This is a genomic window from Sphaerisporangium sp. NPDC088356, assembly GCF_040685555.1.
Taxonomy (GTDB): Bacteria; Actinomycetota; Actinomycetes; order Streptosporangiales; family Streptosporangiaceae; genus Sphaerisporangium.
Map to the genome: position 1 here is coordinate 51,714 of NZ_JBFBIK010000032.1, position 18,139 is coordinate 69,852.

Genomic DNA, 18,139 nt, shown 5'->3' on the forward strand with positions numbered 1-18,139 from the left:
CCTCTGCGTCTTGGAGCGAGCGGGCCGATACGCTGACAGCCGTACCCGTCAACGTCGCCCCGAAGGAGTGCAGCCCTGTCGGCTCGCCTCGTCGTCCTCGTCTCCGGTTCGGGGACCAACCTACAGGCCCTGATGGATGCCGCCGCTGCTGACGCATACGGCGCTAGCGTCGTCGCCGTCGGCGCCGACCGTGACGGCATCGAGGGCCTCGCCCGCGCGCGGCGCGCGGGCCTCCCGACCTTCGTCGTCAAGCTGGCCGACTTCCCGTCGCGAGCGGCCTGGGACGAGGCGCTCCGTGCGGAGATCGCCTCCCACGAGCCCGACCTCGTCGTCTCGGCGGGCTTCATGAAGATCCTCGGCCCCGAGGTGCTCCACGCCTTCTCGGTCGTCAACACCCATCCGGCCCTGCTGCCGGCGTTCCCCGGCGCGCACGCGGTCGCCGAGGCGCTCGCGTACGGTGTGCGCGTGACCGGGTGCACGGTCCACCTCGTCGACGCGGGCGTGGACACCGGCCCGGTCATCGCCCAGGAGGCCGTGGCCGTGCTGGACGGAGACGACGAGGACGCGCTCCACGAGCGCATCAAGATCGTCGAACGCCGCCTGCTCGTCGAGGTCGTGGGCCGCATGGCCCGGGACGGCTGGACCGTGGCGGGCCGTCACGCCCGCCTGGGCCCGGCCGCCGACCCGGTGCCGGAAGCTCCGGGCGAGCCGGTTTCGCTGAGCCAGTCGCAATCTCCGGCCCGTCCAGGAGCCCTGGACGTCCCGGAAACAGGGAGGAGCACGAAGTGAGCCGCATCGCCATCCGGCGCGCGCTGATCACGGTATATGACAAGTCCGGGCTGGAGGAGCTGGCCCGGGCTCTGGACGCCGCGGGCGTCGAGATCGTGTCCACGGGGGGCACGGCGTCGAAGATCGCCTCGTTCGGCGTGCCGGTGACCCCCGTCGAGTCGCTGACCGGCTTCCCCGAGTGCCTCGGCGGCCGGGTCAAGACCCTGCACCCGAGGGTGCACGCGGGCCTGCTGGCCGACGGCTCGGACCCCTCCCACGTCAAGCAGCTCGAAGAGCTGGAGATCGAGCCGTTCGAGCTGGTCGTGGTCAACCTCTACCCCTTCCAGGAGACGGTGGCCTCCGGGGCGTCCGCGCCGGAGTGCGTGGAGCAGATCGACATCGGCGGTCCCGCCATGATCCGCGCGGCGGCCAAGAACCACGGCACGGTCGCCGTGGTCGTCGACCCGCGCGGGTACGGCGACGTGCTGAGGGCCATCGAGGAGGGCGGCTTCACCGAGACCCAGCGCCGCCGTCTCGCCGCCCAGGCCTACGCGACCACCGCGTCGTACGACACGGCCGTGGCCTCGTGGTTCGCCGGCGTCTACGCCACCGACGACGAGAGCGCCTGGCCGTCCTTCATGGGCGCGGCCTGGAAGCGCAGGGCCGTGCTGCGGTACGGCGAGAACCCTCACCAGGGCGCCGCGCTGTACTCCGGCGGCCGGGACGGCCTCGCGAACGCCGAGCAGCTGCACGGCAAGGAGATGTCCTACAACAACTACGTCGACGCGGACGCCGCCTGGCGGGCCGCGTGGGACTTCTCCGAGCCGGCCGTCGCGATCATCAAGCACGCCAACCCGTGCGGGCTCGCGGTGGGCGCCGACGTCGCCGAGGCCCATCGCAAGGCGCACGAGTGCGACCCGGTGTCGGCGTACGGCGGTGTGATCGCGGTGAACGGCGAGGTGACCGAGGCGCTGGCCGAGCAGATCGCGCCGATCTTCACCGAGGTCGTCGTGGCGCCCTCGTTCGCTCCCGAGGCGCTGGCCGTGCTGACCAGGAAGAAGAACATCCGGCTGCTGCGCTGCCCCGCCGGCCCGTCCAACCCGGCGGAGTTCCGCCGCGTCGACGGCGGCCTGCTCGTCCAGACGGTCGACCGGGTGGACGCCCCCGGCGACGACCCGTCCACGTGGGAGCTCAGGGCGGGGGAGGCGGCCTCGCCCGAGACGCTCGCCGATCTGGCGTTCGCGTGGAAGTCCTGCCGCTCGGTGAAGTCGAACGCGATCCTGCTCGCGCGCGACGGTGCCACGGTGGGCGTGGGCATGGGCCAGGTCAATCGGGTCGACTCGGCTCATCTGGCCGTGTCGCGCGCCGGTGACCGCGCCCGGGGGTCCGTGGCGGCCTCCGACGCGTTCTTCCCCTTCGCCGACGGGCTTCAGGTGCTCATCGACGCCGGGGTCACGGCCGTCGTCGAGCCCGGTGGGTCGATCCGCGACGAGGAGGTCATCGAGGCCGCCTCCAAGGCGGGGATCACGCTGTACTTCACGGGCACCCGCCACTTCTTCCACTGATGGTGTCCGCTCCAGGGGGCGCGGACCGCCGCCCGCCCCCTGGAAGCGAGTGTGGGCTTACGTGGTCAAACGTGTCGCGGGACAACATCCGCGCCCCCGTGCCTGTCGAAGGACATGGCCCGGGGGCGCCCGTTTCAGGGGTGCCCCTAGGGCGAGGGGCGGCCGGTTTACCTTATAGAGCGGGGCGGCGACGAGTTCGCGCCGTCCGCAGGGTCTACCCGTACAGATGGCGCCGGTGCCGTTCGACTCACGTCCGAAGGAGAACCCCGTGGAACTGCCGACGATCACCTCACGCGACGAATGGCTCAAGGCACGCAAGGCGCTGCTCGTGAAGGAGAAGGAGGCCAGCCGGGCGAGGGACGCCCTCCACGCCGAGCGCCGGGCACTGCCCATGGTCGAGATCGACAAGGACTACGTCTTACAGGGGCCGGGGGGCAAGGCGGGCCTGATCGACCTGTTCGACGGCCGCCGCCAGCTAATGGTCTACCACTTCATGTGGCTCCACGACACCGACCAGGGGTGCACGAGCTGCTCGTTCCTGGTCGACAGCGTCGGCGACCTGCGGCACCTGCACAGCTGCGACACCTCGCTGGCGCTGGTCTCTCGGGCGCCGCTGGCGAGCATCGAGCGGTTCAGGGGGCGCATGGGCTGGAGCGTGCCGTGGTACTCCTCCGAGGGCGGCGACTTCAACTACGACTTCCACGCCAGCAACGACGAGGCCGTCGCTCCGGTGGAGTACAACTACATGGACAAGGCCACCCTTGAGAGCAAGGGCATGGAGTTCTTCACGCAGGGGGACGGGCACGCCCTGAGCGTCTTCCTCAGGGACGGCGACCGCGTCTTCCACACCTACTCGACGTACGGGCGCGGGCCCGAGGCGCTGCTGAACACCTACAACTACCTCGACCTGACGCCGCTCGGCCGCCAGAAGTACGTCAACGAGTTCCCCCACCACGACCGGTACGACGGCGAGGAGCCGGCCGCCTGTCACTGATCCCTCGACCGAGCTCCGCCCCCTCAGAGCGTCGTCCGAGGGGGCGGCATGGGAGGATGGCGAGTTGTGAGCGCGCAGATTCTCGACGGCAAGGCCACCGCGGCGAAGATCAAGGCTGATCTGGCGGAGCGGGTGAGCAGGCTCGCCACCCAGGGCATCACTCCGGGTCTCGGCACGATTCTGGTCGGCGACGACCCGGGCAGCCAGATCTACGTCGCGGGCAAGCACCGCGACTGCGCGGAGGTCGGCATCGCCTCGATCCGCAAAGATCTTCCCGACACCGCCACGCAGGCCGAGGTGGAGGCGGCGATCGACGAGCTCAACGCCGATCCCGCCTGCACGGGCTACATCGTGCAGCTCCCGCTGCCCCGCCACCTCGACACCCAGTCGCTGATCGAGCGCATGGACCCGTCGAAGGACGCCGACGGCCTGCATCCGATCAACCTCGGCCGCCTCGTCCACATGGTGGACGCCCCGCTGCCGTGCACGCCGCGCGGCATCGTGGTGCTGCTCCAGGAGTACGGGGTGCAGATCAAGGGCGCCGACGTCACCGTCATCGGCCGTGGCATCACGGTCGGCCGCCCGCTCGGCCTGCTGCTCACCCGCCGCACCGAGAACGCCACCGTGACCCTGTGCCACACCGGCACCCACGACCTTCCCTCCCGGGTGCGCGAGGCCGACATCGTCGTGGCCGCCGCCGGTGTCCCTGGGCTGATCACCCCCGAGATGGTGAAGCCGGGGGCCGCCGTGCTGGATGTCGGCGTCTCCCGGGTCGACGGCAAGCTCGCGGGCGACGTGGCGCCGGGCGTCAGGGAGGTCGCCGGCTTCGTCGCCCCGAACCCCGGCGGCGTCGGCCCCATGACCCGCGCGATGCTCCTCACCAACGTCGTGGAGGCCGCCGAGCGCCGCGCCCGCTAGCTCTCTCGCCTTCGGGATGAGAGCGGGCCGCCGGGTCCGGTAGTCCGCTCACTTCTGAGGTGAGGCAGGCCAGCGGTAGAGGTGTTCGGGGCGGCCGGTGGTGCCGTAGCGCAGGGCCACGGTGATCCGGCCGTCGGCAGCGAGGTCGGAGAGGTAGCGCTGGGCCGTCGCGCGTGACAGCCCGAGCTGGGAGGCGACGTCCGTGGCGGTCACGGGCTCGCCCGCGTCGCGCACGGCGTCGATGACCAGGCGTGCCGTCTGGCTCGAACGTCCCTTGCGGATCGCCGCGTCCACGCGGTCGCCCTCGTGCAGCACCCGCACGGCGCGGTCGATCTCCGACTGGTCGAGGGCGTGGTCGCCGCCCAGCTGCCCGTGGAACCGCGCGTACGCGCGCAGCCGCTCGGCCAGGTCGGCCTCGGAGAACGGCTTGACCAGGTAGTTCACCACCCCCCGGCGGAGCGCCTCGCGTACGACGACCCGCTCGGCGGCGGCGGTCAGCATGATCACGTCGCATCCGAGGCGCGGGGCGATGGACGTGCCCGAGGCGTCTGGGAGGTACTGGTCGAGCAGCGCCAGGTGGGGGCGCAGGCGCTCGGCCAGCTCGACGGCCTCGGCGGCGCTGTAGGCGACGCCGACGACCTCGAACCCGGGCACGCGCCCGACATAACGCGCGTGCAGGTCCGCCACCCGGAAGTCGTCGTCGACGACCAGCACGCCGATCACGGTGCGCCGCCGGACGGGAGGGCGGAGCCGGGCTCGGCGGGCGCGTGCGAGGGCGGCGGCGGCTCGATGGCCCCGGGGAGCCGGGTGACGAAGACGGCCCCGCAGTCGGCGCCCGAGGCGCGGGTGAGGGACAGCTCGCCGCAGTGGCGGCGGGTCAGCCGCCGGGCGAGCGCGAGGCCGACGCCGTGCGGACGGGCGTCGTCGGCCGCGGTGGTGAAGTCCTGGTCGAACAGCCGGTCCACGGCCTCCGCCGGCACGCCGTCGCCGCTGTCGACCACGACCATGTGCAGGATGTCGGCCTCGGCTAGCAGGGATACCTCCACCCAGGCGGGCCGCCGCGAGCCGGCCTGGGCGGCGGCCGTCGCGTTGTCGACCAGGTTGCCGAGGATCGTCACGACGTCCAGCGGGGCCCTGAGCTGGGCGGGGACGAACGAGTCGGCGCTCAGCCGCAGGTCGACCCCGCGTTCGGAGGCGACGGCCGTCTTGGCGGCGAGCAGCCCCCGGATGTACGGGTCGCGCAGCCGCCCGGCGTCGCCGTACTCGGTGGCCAGAGGGTCCTCGGCGAGCTCTCGCAGGTAGGCGATCGCCTCGTCGCGGTGACCCAGGCTGAGCAGGCCCGACACCGTGTGCAGGCGGTTGGTGTACTCGTGGGCCTGTGCCCGCAGGGCGTCGGACAGCGCCCGCACCACGTCCAGCTCGCGGGCCATCGCGTCCAGGTCGGTGCGGTCGCGCATGGTCAGCACGTGGCCGAGGTCGCGGTCGCTGCGGCGTACGGGCGCGGCCGTGACGACGAGCATGCGCTCCTCGGTGGCCACCAGCACCCCCCGCGCGCTGGTACGCCCGGCCAGCAGCGTGCGCAGGCCGGGCGGCAGGCCGGCCTCCGCGACCAGGGAGCCCTGCACGGGCCGGCCGCCGATGAGCCGGGCCGCCGCGTCGTTGCAGATGGTGATGCGCCCGGCGGGGTCCGCGGCGAGCACGCCCTCGTCGATGCCGTGCAGTACGGCCTCGCGCTCGCGGAGCAGGTCGGCGAGGTCGGTGGGCTCCAGCCCGAGGGTCTGACGCTTGAGGCGGCGGGCGAGCCCGGCGGCGGCCACGACGCCGAGGGCGAGGGCGAGCCCGGTGAACCCGGCGGCGGAGCGCATCAGGTCGCCGATGCGCCGGGAGACCTCGCCCGCCGCGATGCCGACGCTGACCTGGCCGACCACGCGGCCCGTGCCGCTCAGCAGGGGAACCTTGCCCCGGGCCGACAGCCCCAGCGTGCCGCGCTCGAAGGTGACGATCTCGTGGCCGCTCAGGGCCTCGGGCTCGGTGCTCACCCGCTGCCCGAGGCGGCTGGTGTCGGGGTGGGAGTAGCGGATGCCGTGATCGTCGGCGACGACCACGAACAGCACGCCCGTGCGGCGCCGCGCGGCCTCCGCGCGCTGCTGCACCTGGCCCGACCGGTCGTGGGCGGCGACGTCCTGGACTATCTGGTCGTCGGCCGCCACCGAGCGCGCGATGGCCAGTGCTCGCTGCTCGTACTGCTTCTCCAGCTCCGCGTGGAGCAGGTAGGCCACCAGCGCGAAGCCGCTTCCCATGATCAGCAGAAGCACGGCGACCTGGACGAGCAGGGCCTGTGTCGCGAAGCGCAGACGGGGCCTGTCACCGGGCCAGGACATGGCAAGCACGATACCTGCGCACACGGCGAATGACCCCATGAGCAAAAGGCGCAAAACGCGAACTACGCGCATTGCTCATTCAACTGGCACAAGCCTAGTGAGGCCGGTCACACCGCCCTACGGTCCGTGGAACGCCTTACCCCTTACTGACTATCAGGCCGATGTTTCCGAGGTATGTCACGCGGCGGACCCGTCCGTTACCGCGTCCAGTTCTGAGCCGGTTGCCGCTCGGGCGCTCGATCACCGATCTGACCACCTACGCGAATCCGGAAGGAGTCGAACGCCATGACCAGCCCCGGCCCCTCAGCGGAGGCCCCCACCCCGGCCGCGAAGCCGGCGTCCAACCCCGCCATCGAACTGCGCGGCGTCACCAAGCGCTTCCCCACCCGGGACGGCCGCGACTACACCGCGGCGCGGGACATGACCCTCACCGTCGGCAAGGGCGAGTTCGTCAGCGTCGTCGGGCCCACCGGCTGCGGGAAGTCCACCAGCCTGTCGATGATCTCGGGCCTCGCGCCCGCCAGCGGGGGTGAGGTACTCGTCGAGGGCAGGCCGGTGACCGGCATCCCTGGCGGACTGGGCTACATGTTCCAGCAGGACGCCGTCCTGCCGTGGCGGTCCGTGCTGGACAACGTCGCCGCGGGCCCCCGCTACCGGGGCGTGGCCAAGAAGGAGGCGCGCGAGCACGCCAGGGAGTGGGTCGCCAAGGTCGGGCTCACGGGCTTCGAGCGGTACTATCCCCACCAGCTCTCCGGCGGCATGCGCAAGCGCGTCGCCCTGGCCCAGACGCTGATCAACGAGCCGTCGATCCTGCTCATGGACGAGCCGTTCAGCGCGCTCGACGTGCAGACGCGCGAGCACATGCAGGACCTGCTGCTCGACCTGTGGTCCGGCACGGGGGCCGCCGTGGTCTTCGTCACCCACGACCTCACCGAGGCGATCGCGCTGGCGGACACGGTCGTCGTCATGACCGCCGCCCCGGCCACGACCAAGAACGTCATCCCGGTGAATCTCGAACGCCCGCGCCGCGTCGAGGAGATCCGGCTGGAGGAGTCGTTCCTCGCCGTCTACCGCGAGGTGTGGGACTCGCTGCGCGAAGAGGTCGAGATCACCCGTACCCGAGGAGCCGGCCGTGTCGCCTGACGTCCAGACCCCCGCCACCGCCCCGCCCGCCGCCGTCGCCGAGGCCCGGCCCCCCGTACGGCGCCCCGGCTGGGTGCGCGCCCCCAAGATCACCGCGACGCGACTGCTCCTGATCGTGCTGTGGCTCGGCAGCTGGGAGCTGTCCGCCAGCACCTTCCTGGACCCCTTCTACTACTCCAAGCCGAGCGCCATCTGGGGCCGGATCGTCGACTGGTTCACCTCCGGCACGGCGTTCGGGTCGATCTGGGAGCAGATGGCCGTCACCCTGGAGGAGGCGGTCATCGGGTTCGTGATCGGCTCGCTGGCCGGGGTGGTGCTCGGCGTCCTGCTCGGCCGGGGCCGTTTCCTCGCCGAGGTCTGCGCGCCGTTCATCAAGGCCGCGAACGCGATCCCGCGCATCGTGCTCGCGTCGCTCTTCGTGATCTGGTTCGGCCTCGGCATGTCCTCCAAGGTCGCCACCGCCGTGGTCCTCGTGTTCTTCGCGGTCTTCTTCAACGCCTTCCAGGGCGCGCGCGAGGTGGACAAGACCCTCATCGACAACGCGCGCATCCTGGGCGCCGGTCCCCGGCAGATCCTCACCACGATCGTGCTGCCGAGCGCGACCTCGTGGATCCTCGCCAGCCTGCACGTCGCGTTCGGGTTCGCGCTGATCGGCGCGATCGTCGGCGAGTACACCGGTGCGGACAAGGGCCTCGGCCTGCTGATCAACCACGCCCAGGGCACCTTCGACTCGGCCGGGATCTACGCCGGGATGATCATCATCACGGTCATGGCCCTGCTCGCCGAGTGGCTGCTCACCCTCCTCGAACGCCGGCTCCTCGCCTGGCGCCCGCCGTCCACCGCCACCGCACAGATCTGATCGGAGCCACTCCCCGATGAAAGCCACCTCCCGCCTCGTCGTCACCGCCGCCGCCGGCCTGGCGGTGGCCGTCGCCGCCACCGGCTGCCGCGACTCGCGTACGGCCGCCACCACCGCCGACGGCACCCCGCAGGTCAAGATCATGATCGGCGGCATCGACAAGGTCATCTACCTGCCGCCCAAGCTGACCGAGCAGCTCGGCTACTTCAAGCAGGAGGGCGTCGACGTCCAGCTGCTCACCGAGCCGTCGGGCGCCCAGGCCGAGAACGTCCTGATCAGCGGGGACGTCCAGGGCGTCGTCGGGTTCTACGACCACACGATCGACCTGCAGACCAAGGGCAAGTGCATCCAGAGCGTCGTGCAGTTCGCCGACGTCCCCGGAGAGGTCGAGGTCGTCTCCACCGCCCAGGCGGACGACATCAAGTCTCCGAAGGACTTCAAGGGCAAGCGGCTCGGCATCACCAGCCCCGGCTCGTCCACCGACTTCCTGACGCAGGCGCTGGCGGTGAAGAGCGGCCTCGCGACCGAGGACATCACCCGGGTCAAGGCGGGCGCGGGCCCGACCTTCATCGCCGCCATCGAGAACGGCGGCATCGACGCGGGCATGACCACCGACCCCACCGCCGCCCAGCTCACCTCGACGGGCAAGGGCAAGGTGATCATCGACATGCGTACGGAGGAGGGCACGAGGGCGGCCCTCGGCGGCCTGTACCCCGCCAGCTCGCTGTACATGGACTGCGCCTGGGTCCAGAACAACAAGCAGACCGTGCAGAAGCTCGCCAACGCCTTCGTGAAGACGCTGAAGTACATCAACGAGCACTCCGCCGAGGACATCGCCGCCAAGATGCCCAAGGAGTACGCCGGGGGAGACCCCAAGCTGTACGCCAAGGCGATCAACGACACCAAGAGCATCTTCCGCCCCGACGGCCTCATGGACGAGGAGGGGGCCAAGAACGTGCTGGAGGTGCTCAGCTCCTTCTCGCCGAACGTGAAGGGCAAGAAGGACACCATCGACCTGTCCAAGACCTACACCACCGAGTTCGTCAAGGCGGCCAAGACCGGCTGAGGCACCGAAGTCCATGGAGCCGGCGCGCGGAGCGCCGGCTCCATCGCGTTTTCGAGTGCCCATCTATTCTCCGCGGCGGATGAGTACTGATTCATCGCCTTTTTTACGTACATATACGGATGTCACTACGGATGTTCAACGCCTGACTGCGGACCTAGCGTCACGTCAGACCGGTTCGTCCGGTCCGCACACAAAGGAGCGCCGCGAAGTGACCTCTCCCGACCTCCCGCCATAGCCGCCGCTTCCCGCCACAGGCGACATCTCCGCCGATCAAGTGGCCGCCGCACCGGCGCCACAACGGTGAGAAGCACCATTCGTTTCTCTCATCACCCCCCTAATCCCACTGTGTCCGCTGCCGGGCGACTCTCGGCGGCGCGACCGCCGCTGCCCGCGAACAACGTGACACGGCGTGGGAGGCAGAGAAAGGAAAAGACGCCCATGAGGCGCAAGGCACTACTCGCAGCGACCGCTGCCCTGGCAATGGCAGGCGTGGTGGTCCCCGCCACCGCAGCCGCCGCCAAGCCACCTCCCGGGAGCGACGGCAAGGTGCAGTCCCTCGCCGCCGACCCGTCCCAGCGCGCCGCGGCCGCCGCCGACCAGGCCGTCGCGAGCGGCCTGGACAAACTGCGCGTGAGCCCCAACGAGACCTACAAGCGCACCGCCGTGAAGGCGGGCGCGGGCATGTACTACGTCACCTACGAGCGCGCCTACAAGGGCCTGCCCGTGGTCGGCGGCGACGCGGTCGTGATCACCGACGCCAGCGGGCGCGTACGCGACACCGCGTCGGCCACCGGGGCCACCACCCAGGGCGTGCCGACCACGCCGACGGTGAGCGCCGAGACCGCCACCGAGACGGCGAAGACCAAGCTGGACAGGACCGACGACAGCGCCGCCCCGCGCCTGGTCGTCCTGACCTGGGGCAGCAAGCCGCGCCTCGCGTGGGAAGCCACGGTCTCCGGCATCGCCTCGGGCAAGCCGAGCATCCAGCACGTGTTCGTCGACGCCAGTACCGGTGAGATCGCCGACTCCTACGACGACGTCAGGGCGGGCACCGGCAACGGCTACTACTACGGCACGGTCACCATCAACACGAGCGGCTCCGGCAGCTCGTACTCGATGACCGACACCACCCGCAGCGGCCTGCGCTGTGGCGGCCAGGGCGGTACGGCGTACACCGGCACCGACGACGCCTGGGGCAACGGCAGCGGCACGAGCCTGGAGACCGCCTGCGTCGACGCCCTCTACAGCGTCCAGCGCGAGTGGGACATGCTGGGTTCCTGGCTCGGCCGCAGCGGCATCAACGGCAGCGGCGGCGGCTACCCGACCCGCGTGGGCCTGGCCGACGTCAACGCCTACTGGAACGGCAGCTACACCAACTTCGGGCACTCGCAGGACAACGCCCGCCAGGCCACCCCGATCGACGTGGTCGCCCACGAGTTCGGCCACGCCATCTTCCAGACCACCCCGGGCGGCGCCGGCTCCGGCAACGAGAACGGCGGCATCAACGAGTCCACCGGTGACATCTTCGGATCGCTCACCGAGGCCTACGCCAACAACCCGAACGACCCGCCGGACTACCAGGTGGGCGAGGAGGTCAACCTCGTCGGCCAGGGGCCGATCCGGTACATGTACAACCCGTCCCTCGCGGGTGACCCCAACTGCTGGTCCTCTTCGATCCCGAGCACCGAGGTGCACTCCGCCGCCGGTCCGCTGAACCACTGGTTCTACCTGCTCGCCGAGGGCTCCGCGCCCGGCGGCGGCAAGCCGAGCAGCCCCATCTGCTCCGGCGGACCCTCCTCGGTGACCGGCATCACCATCCAGAAGGCCGGCAAGATCTACATGGGCGCCCTCCAGCGGAAGACCTCCACCTGGAAGTACGCCAACATCCGCACGGCGTCCCTGGCGGCGGCGGTCGAGCTCTACGGCGCCAGCAGCGCCGAGTGCGCGGCGGTCAAGGCGGCCTGGAACGCGGTCAGCGTCCCGGTGCAGTCGGGCGAGGCCTCCTGCAGCTCCTCCAGCAACGACTTCTCCCTGTCGCTGAGCCCCACCGCGGGCACGGTGGCGCCGGGCTCCGCGACCACCGCCACGGTCGGCACGACGACCACCGCGGGTAGCGCGCAGACGGTCTCCCTCAGCGCCTCCGGGCTGCCCTCGGGAGCCACCGCGAGCTTCAGCCCCACCTCGGTGACCTCGGGCGGATCCTCCACCCTCACCATCAGCACCACCTCGTCGACGCCCGCGGGCACCTACAGCGTCACCGTCACGGGCACCGGCTCTGGCGCCACTCACACCGCGACGTACACGCTGACCGTGTCCGGCAGCTCCGGCGGGCGCACGTTCACCAACGGCACCAACTACACGATCAACGACCTGTCGACGATCAACAGCCCGATCACCTCGACCGCGACCGGTAACGCCGTCTCCCCGGTCCAGCTCAGTGTGACCATCTCCCACACCTGCGCGGAGGACCTCCGGATCAGGCTCAAGGGCCCGAGCGGCACCCTCTACACGGTCAAGTCCAGTGGCGGCTCCAGCTGCACGTCCTTCGGTACCCGGGCCTACTCGGTCCCGGTCAGCCAGACGGCGGCGGGGACGTGGACCCTTGAGGTCACCGACCAGTACACCTTCGACACCGGCTACCTCGACTCGTGGACCATCACGGTCTGAGCAACGGCTGGACGAACCCCCGGGACCACCACCCCTGGTCCCGGGGGTTCGCCGTCGTCCGAAGGTGCGGCATCCTTCTCCCGCGCGGGCGAAAAAGTTCAGGCGGGCGGGGCGACCTGGGTCCGCGACCGTACGCCGAGCTTGCGCAGCACGGTGGCGACATGGCTCTCCACCGTCCGCGTCGACAGGAACAGCACGTCGGCGATCTCCCGGTTGGTACGGCCGAGGGCGACGAGCCTGGCCACTTCCCGCTCACGCTGCGACAGCGCCCCGGCGTCCGTCCTGCGGCCCCGGGGAAGCTGGAACTCCACGCCGATCTCCCGCAGCACCCGCCTGCACCGGGCGGCGTCATGGGTGGCGCCGAGCCGGCCGAACCGCTCCGCCAGCTCGGTGAAGCCCGCCGCCGCCCCGGCATCCCCGAGGGCGAGCCTCGCGCGGGCCTCACCCTCGCCCGCCCGCGCCGCCGCGTACGGCTGGGGCAGCGCCGCGTACGCCTCGCGGGCACGGGCGTAGAAGCCGATGGCCTCGGCGTGCCGCCGCTCGGCGGCGGCGAGCGCGCCCCGGGCGAAGTCGAGGGCGGCGTGCGCGGTGGGCGCGATGCGGCCCGCGATACCGGCGGCGTACTCGGCCACCAGATCGGCCGCCGCCTTCACGCGCCCGTCCCAGGCCAACGCGGTGACGGCGGACGGGACCAGGTAGGCGCCCCAGACCCACACGCCCTTGCGGCGCAACCGGGCGACCGCCCGCTCGGCCTCCGTGACGGCGCTGTCGAGGGCGCCGCGCGCCAGGTGCAGGTCGATGAGCCCCCCGGCGGCGGCCGTCACGATCGGGACGTAGCGGGCGTCCGGCGCGTCCAGCCCCGCGCCGTGGAAGTGCTTGATGGCCTCGTCCCACTCGCCCGTCGCGAGGGCGAGCATCCCGAGCACCAGCCAGACGTCCACCGCGATCAGCGGCGTCTCGGTGGCCAGCTCCCCGAGGGACGCCGCCCGGTCGCGGAGCCCGTCCCACCGCCCGGTCAGCCAGTCCCTGCGGATCGTCGAGACGTCGAGGAGGTAGGCGGGGTACTGCGCCCCGCTCTCCACGGCGAGCTGCCGGCCCTCCTCGGCGAACTTCTCGGCCGCCGCGTAGAGCCCCAGGCTGGTCGCCGAGTCGTGGAGGTTGGCGTACGCCCGGGCGGCCTCCCGCCGGACCGCCGTGCGCGGGTCGGCGACCGGCAGCGTGGCGGCGACGGCGAAGGCGTCGGGGGAGCCGATCGTCATCTCGAACGAGGCCCGGTTGGCCTGCACCGCCGCCGCCAGCTCGGGGTTGTCGGCCGTGGCGACGAGGGCCTCGGCGCGGGCCATCCACTCTTCGTGCTGCGCCAGCGACTCGGTGCCCCACCCCGGCAGCGCGAGGCTGGCCCAGCCCCGGGCGGCCAGCGTCGGCCGGTGGCTCAGCTCGGCGAGGGCGGCCCTGATCTCGGGCCTTCCCGCGGCGGTGTCGCCCGCCTGGTTGGACAGCACGACGCCGAGGTTGAGCCGCGCCTCGCCGCGTGCGTCGGGGGACAGGAAGTCGTCGCGTAAGACGTGGCGCAGGAGCCGTACCACCCGCTGGTGGGAGAGCCCGGTCGCCGCGAATCGGCTCAGCATCAGCGCGAGCGGTCCCCGGTCGGGCGCCGGCAAGTCGGGATCGTCGAGCATGCCCTCGATCACCTCGACGGCCATGGCGGTGTCGCCGAGCGAAGCGGCCCGCTGGGCGGCGGCCGTGCCGTGGCGCAGCCAGGCGTCGGTGTCCCCGGCGTGCCGGGCGTGGAACGCGAGCTGCACCAGTGGCGGCGAGTCGACCGCCGCGAGCGCCCGCATCGCCCGATCGTGCGCCGATCTGCGGTCGGGCCCCGGGATGGCGTCGTACACGGCCTGCTGGGCCAGCGCGTGCCGGAAGCCGTACCGGCCGCCGGGGTGCTCGTGCAGCACGCCCGCGCGCAGCGCCTCGCCCAGCCCGGCGGAGTGACCGCCGACCGCGGTGATCAGCTGCTCGCCGGCGGGGAGGCGTAGCACCGCCGCCGCCTGCACCGCGCCCACCGCGGCGCAGGACAGGCCGGCCATCCGCTCGGCCATCGCCTCGCGCAGCAGCAGGGGCACCCCGGCGCGGTCGAGCGCGTCGGGCTCCTCGGCGTCGGGAAGGGACCGGACCACCTCTTCCACCACGAACGGGATGCCCGCCGTGCGCTCGTGGAGCCGCGCGACGAACCCGGCCGGCAGGTCGGAGCGGTCCAGCAGCGCGCCGGCCAGGCTTCCCACATCAGAGGCATCCAGCGGTGCCAGCGGTACGACCACGTTGGTCGTGTCCGGCTGGTGACGGTAGGCCAGGCCAAGGGGCGACCCGGCCGTGCCGAGGTTCTCCCGCCGGTAGGTCGCCACGATCGCCAGACCCTCAGGCGGCTGGCCGCTCAGGAAGCGCAGCAGGTCGCGGGTGCCGTCGTCGGCCCAGTGGAGATCCTCGATCACGAGCACGGCCGGTCCGACGGCCGCCAGCAGGGCACGTATCGCCCGGAACACCCGGTGCCGCTCGGCACGTGGATCTTCCAGCGGCTGCGGTGAGGGCGGCAGCGCGTCGGCCAGCTCGGGAAGGTAGCCGCGCAGCGCGCCGGTTACCGGGTTCAGCGCGTGCGCCGCGGGAAGCCGTCCCCTGATGTCCCGCAGCGCCTCGAACACCGGCCCGTACGGGAAGGGCTCGCGGATCTGGTGGCAGTAGCCGAGCAGGACGGCCCGGTCGCCGGACGGGAGGCGGCCGAGCGCGGCGCGGACGAGCCGGGTCTTTCCTATGCCCGCTTCGCCCTCCACCAGCACCACCGCCGGTGGACGGGTCATCGCGTCGATCAGAGCCCGCAGCTCAGCGGCGCGTCCGACAAGTGCGGGCGAGGGCACGATGCTCATCCACAGCTCCAAGGTACGGATTGCGGGACCCCCCGGCACAGTTATCCACGTACCCCCGCCCAAGGTCAACCCTTGGGCGTTACAGCCATGTTGCGGATGGGGTCAAGCCCCCCAGGCGGTCGCACGCCACCCGGCCGTCCTTGGGGCGGAGCACGGGGTCGTGTCGTTCCAGACGGCCAAGTGGACGGCGGGCTCATCATGGCGGGGGACCCCTGATCACACGGAGAGGATCGCCGCGCGACGCGCACCTACGCACGCATGCCGCCGTCCACGGGAAGGATCACTCCGGTGATGTAGGAGGCGCGGTCGCTCAGGAGCCAAGCGGCGGCCTCCGCGATCTCGTCCGGATCGGCGGCGCGGCGCAGCGGGGTGCGGGCGTTGAGCGACTCGACGATGGCGGGCTCCCGCGCGGCCCATCCGCGCATCATCTCGGTCATGGTGGTGCCGGGGGCGACGGCGTTGACGCGGATGCCCTCCGGCCCGTACTCGACGGCCGCGGTCTCGGTGATGCTGTTGACCGCGCGCTTGGTGGCACCGTAGGCCCCGAGCCCGGGGTTGCCGGCGAAGCCGCCCACGCTGCTGTTGTTGACGATCGAGCCCGTCCCCGCCGTCGCGCGGATCGCCTGGACCTCGGCCGTCATGGCGAGCCAGACGCCCTTGAAGTTGACCGACGTGATGCGGTCGAACCGGTCCTCGGGCACGTCCGTCATCGGGCCGTGCGGGATGGCCATGCCGGCGTTGTTGAACGCCAGGTCCAGGCGCCCGTGCAGTTCCACGGCCCTCTGGACGGCGGCGCGGACGCTCGCCGCGTCCGCGATGTCCGTCACCGCGTAGTCCGCGGTGCCGCCCGCCGCCCGGATGCCGTCCACCACCGCGCTGAGCTCGGACTCGGTGCGGGAGGCCAGTACGACCGAGGCCCCCTCCCTGCTGAACAGCCGCGCGGCGGCGGCGCCGATGCCGCGTCCCGCCCCGGTGATCAGAACCACCTTGCCTGCGAGGAGGCCGGTGGGGTCCGTCGTCGCTGTGTTGTCCATGCCACAACCCTGCGGCAGGCGGGACAGGGGCAGCCAGGCACTACCGGTACCTGGCTGACCTGCCGTGCCGGAGCACAATGGAGAGGTGGACAAGCGCGAACTCGCGGAATTCCTGCGGAGCAGGCGCGAACGGCTGCGTCCCTCGGACGTCGGGCTGCCGGCCGGGCCACGCCGCCGCACACCCGGGCTACGCCGGGAAGAGGTCGCGAACCTGGCCTTCATCTCGACGGAGTACTACACCCGGCTGGAGCAGGCGCGAGGGCCACGGCCCTCACGGAGGGTCCTGGCCGGCATCGACCGTGCTCTGAGGCTGTCCGACGCGGAGCGCGACCATCTGTACTTCCTGGCGGGCGAACCGCCGGGCCCGCGGACGGGGCCGGCCGGCGAGGTGGGGCCGAGCATCCTGAACATGATCAACCGGATGCCGGACTCCGCCGCGATCGTGCTGGACGCGAAGTTCGAGGTGATCGCCTGGAACCCCCTCGCCGCGGCGCTGATGGAGGACTTCTCCGCGCTGGCCCCGCGCGACCGCAACCTGATCAGGCGGCATTTCCTGCACCCCGACCCGATGCGGCGGCACTACGGGATGTCCTTGGAGCACGACGTGCGGCAGTTCGGGCTGTTCGCGGCCGGTCATCTGCGCGCCGCGTCCGCCCGCTATCCGGACGCCCCGGAGATCCAGGAGCTCGTCGACGAGCTCGTGGCCGGAAGCGAGGAGTTCGCCCGGATCTGGGCCGCGCACCACGTGTACGACGCGCACCACAAGCTCAAGACCATGCACCACCCGGTGGTCGGGAAGATGACCCTGAACTGCGACATCCTCGCGGTGCCCGACCGCGACCAGCAGGTCGTGATCTTCACCGCCGAGCCGGGCACCTCGTCGGAGCAGGCCCTTCAGCTCCTCAGAGTCCTCGGCACCCAGCGCATGGACATCCCGACCTGACGAGCCGCCGCACCGATGCGCGGCCTCAGAGGCTCTCGATCTCAGTCAGGTCGATGTCGACCTCGAACGGGACCTTGAGCTGCAACTTGTCGTGGTGAATCCCCATCAGGGCGTAGGCCTTCGTGGCCGGGTCCAGCTCGTAGACGTACACGGTCGCCTTCCCGCCGTTCTGCTCCACCCTCCAGAAGTGCTCGATCTTCGCGGCGGCGTAGAGCTGCGGCTTGCGCTCCCGATCACGTGTCTCGGAATCGGGGCTGACCACCTCGATCGCCAGGAGCACGTCAGCGGCTTGGTATGCCGTGACATCGGGTCCGAGATCGGCGGTCGGGCGGATGACCACGATGTCCGGCTCCGGACGCTGCCGAGGACCGAGGACGACGCTCATCTCTCGCCGCACCCGAAGATCGGCAGGAGCGTTCCCGCGAAGACCCTTCTCGAGAACGAAGATCGTCAGAGTGTGGAAGGAAGCCTGAGGACTCACGAGGACCAAGCTTCCATCTATCAACTCTGTGTGTGCAGGCAAATCCGGAAGGTGATCGAGGTCTGCTGCGGTGAAACCCTCCGGTGGCGGGACCATCCAGCCGGGAAGCTGCGGGTCTGTCATCTTTTGGCTCCGGACCTCGACTGTCATGGCTTCACGCTAGCAATTGCACCCGGTCTCTCCAGTGAGTTTGCCCCCTACTCCTGGAACCGAACGCCCCGGCCACGTGAGAGCGGGCGGCGTGACCCTTTCGCCGTTGCCTCGCGTACGGGCGTGCGGGCACACAAAGCGTCGGGGGCCCCCCGGGTGGCGGGGGCCCCGCGGGGCGGCCGACCGGGCGGGGGGGGTGGGCGCCGGGGGGGGTGTGTCACCCCGGCCCCCCGAGCGGGGCGGGGGGCCCCCCCG

Annotated in this window: 14 protein-coding genes; 9 read left to right on the forward strand and 5 right to left on the reverse strand. The window is 71.5% G+C overall.

Going from position 1 to position 18,139, the window contains the following annotated elements; genetic code table 11:
- Positions 1 to 75: 75 nt before the first annotated feature.
- The 4 genes from purN to AB0O34_RS14915 all read left to right on the forward strand — a co-directional run bounded on the left by purN (position 76) and on the right by AB0O34_RS14915 (position 4,245).
- Positions 76 to 789 carry a phosphoribosylglycinamide formyltransferase gene (gene purN, locus AB0O34_RS14900; RefSeq protein WP_363915912.1) on the forward strand — a complete coding sequence of 238 codons (714 nt, stop codon included), beginning with the start codon at positions 76 to 78 and terminating at the stop codon, positions 787 to 789.
- Positions 786 to 2,333 (forward strand): bifunctional phosphoribosylaminoimidazolecarboxamide formyltransferase/IMP cyclohydrolase, encoded by a 1,548-nt coding sequence (gene purH / locus AB0O34_RS14905; RefSeq protein ID WP_363915895.1) that lies wholly within the window; start codon positions 786 to 788, stop codon positions 2,331 to 2,333. Before purN ends, purH begins: the two co-directional genes overlap by 4 nt.
- A 268-nt stretch (positions 2,334 to 2,601) precedes the next feature.
- On the forward strand, positions 2,602 to 3,327 hold the full coding sequence (locus AB0O34_RS14910) for a DUF899 domain-containing protein (protein ID WP_363915896.1): 726 nt from the start codon (positions 2,602 to 2,604) through the stop codon (positions 3,325 to 3,327).
- A gap of 66 nt (positions 3,328 to 3,393) precedes the next feature.
- Positions 3,394 to 4,245: a bifunctional methylenetetrahydrofolate dehydrogenase/methenyltetrahydrofolate cyclohydrolase gene (locus AB0O34_RS14915; protein WP_363915897.1), complete on the forward strand. Its 852-nt coding sequence runs from the start codon at positions 3,394 to 3,396 to the stop codon at positions 4,243 to 4,245.
- Between the two features lie 48 nt (positions 4,246 to 4,293).
- Here AB0O34_RS14915 and AB0O34_RS14920 read toward each other — a convergent pair whose 3' ends face one another.
- Both AB0O34_RS14920 and AB0O34_RS14925 read right to left on the reverse strand, forming a co-directional pair.
- Positions 4,294 to 4,968: a response regulator gene (locus AB0O34_RS14920; protein ID WP_363915898.1), complete on the reverse strand. Its 675-nt coding sequence runs from the start codon at positions 4,966 to 4,968 to the stop codon at positions 4,294 to 4,296.
- Entirely contained in the window at positions 4,965 to 6,626 is a 1,662-nt protein-coding gene (locus AB0O34_RS14925; RefSeq protein ID WP_363915899.1) for a sensor histidine kinase, read from the reverse strand. Before AB0O34_RS14925 ends, AB0O34_RS14920 begins: the two co-directional genes overlap by 4 nt.
- Before the next feature lie 285 nt (positions 6,627 to 6,911).
- Here AB0O34_RS14925 and AB0O34_RS14930 point away from each other — a divergent pair, with 285 nt between their 5' ends.
- From AB0O34_RS14930 to AB0O34_RS14945, 4 genes are all read left to right on the forward strand, one after another.
- The gene (locus AB0O34_RS14930; RefSeq protein WP_363915900.1) at positions 6,912 to 7,769 is read left to right on the forward strand and encodes an ABC transporter ATP-binding protein; all 858 of its coding nucleotides are present in this window, start codon (positions 6,912 to 6,914) and stop codon (positions 7,767 to 7,769) included.
- On the forward strand, positions 7,759 to 8,628 hold the full coding sequence (locus AB0O34_RS14935) for an ABC transporter permease (RefSeq protein WP_363915901.1): 870 nt from the start codon (positions 7,759 to 7,761) through the stop codon (positions 8,626 to 8,628). The genes AB0O34_RS14930 and AB0O34_RS14935 overlap by 11 nt, the downstream gene beginning before the upstream one ends.
- 16 nt (positions 8,629 to 8,644) lie before the next feature.
- On the forward strand, positions 8,645 to 9,694 hold the full coding sequence (locus AB0O34_RS14940; protein WP_363915902.1) for an ABC transporter substrate-binding protein: 1,050 nt from the start codon (positions 8,645 to 8,647) through the stop codon (positions 9,692 to 9,694).
- Positions 9,695 to 10,132: 438 nt separating this feature from the next.
- Positions 10,133 to 12,361: a M4 family metallopeptidase gene (locus AB0O34_RS14945; protein WP_363915903.1), complete on the forward strand. Its 2,229-nt coding sequence runs from the start codon at positions 10,133 to 10,135 to the stop codon at positions 12,359 to 12,361.
- A 98-nt stretch (positions 12,362 to 12,459) separates the two neighbouring features.
- Here the strand turns inward: AB0O34_RS14945 and AB0O34_RS14950 are convergent, their stop codons facing one another.
- Entirely contained in the window at positions 12,460 to 15,276 is a 2,817-nt protein-coding gene (locus AB0O34_RS14950; protein ID WP_363915904.1) for an AAA family ATPase, read from the reverse strand.
- 248 nt (positions 15,277 to 15,524) lie between these two features.
- Positions 15,525 to 16,310: a glucose 1-dehydrogenase gene (locus AB0O34_RS14955; RefSeq protein WP_363915905.1), complete on the reverse strand. Its 786-nt coding sequence runs from the start codon at positions 16,308 to 16,310 to the stop codon at positions 15,525 to 15,527.
- Positions 16,311 to 16,395: 85 nt separating this feature from the next.
- Between AB0O34_RS14955 and AB0O34_RS14960 the strand changes: the two genes are divergently transcribed.
- A complete protein-coding gene (locus AB0O34_RS14960; protein ID WP_363915906.1) occupies positions 16,396 to 17,253 on the forward strand; it encodes a helix-turn-helix transcriptional regulator in 858 nt (285 codons plus the stop codon).
- 25 nt (positions 17,254 to 17,278) lie between these two features.
- Here the strand turns inward: AB0O34_RS14960 and AB0O34_RS14965 are convergent, their stop codons facing one another.
- On the reverse strand, positions 17,279 to 17,884 hold the full coding sequence (locus AB0O34_RS14965; protein WP_363915907.1) for a Uma2 family endonuclease: 606 nt from the start codon (positions 17,882 to 17,884) through the stop codon (positions 17,279 to 17,281).
- Positions 17,885 to 18,139 lie beyond the last annotated feature (255 nt).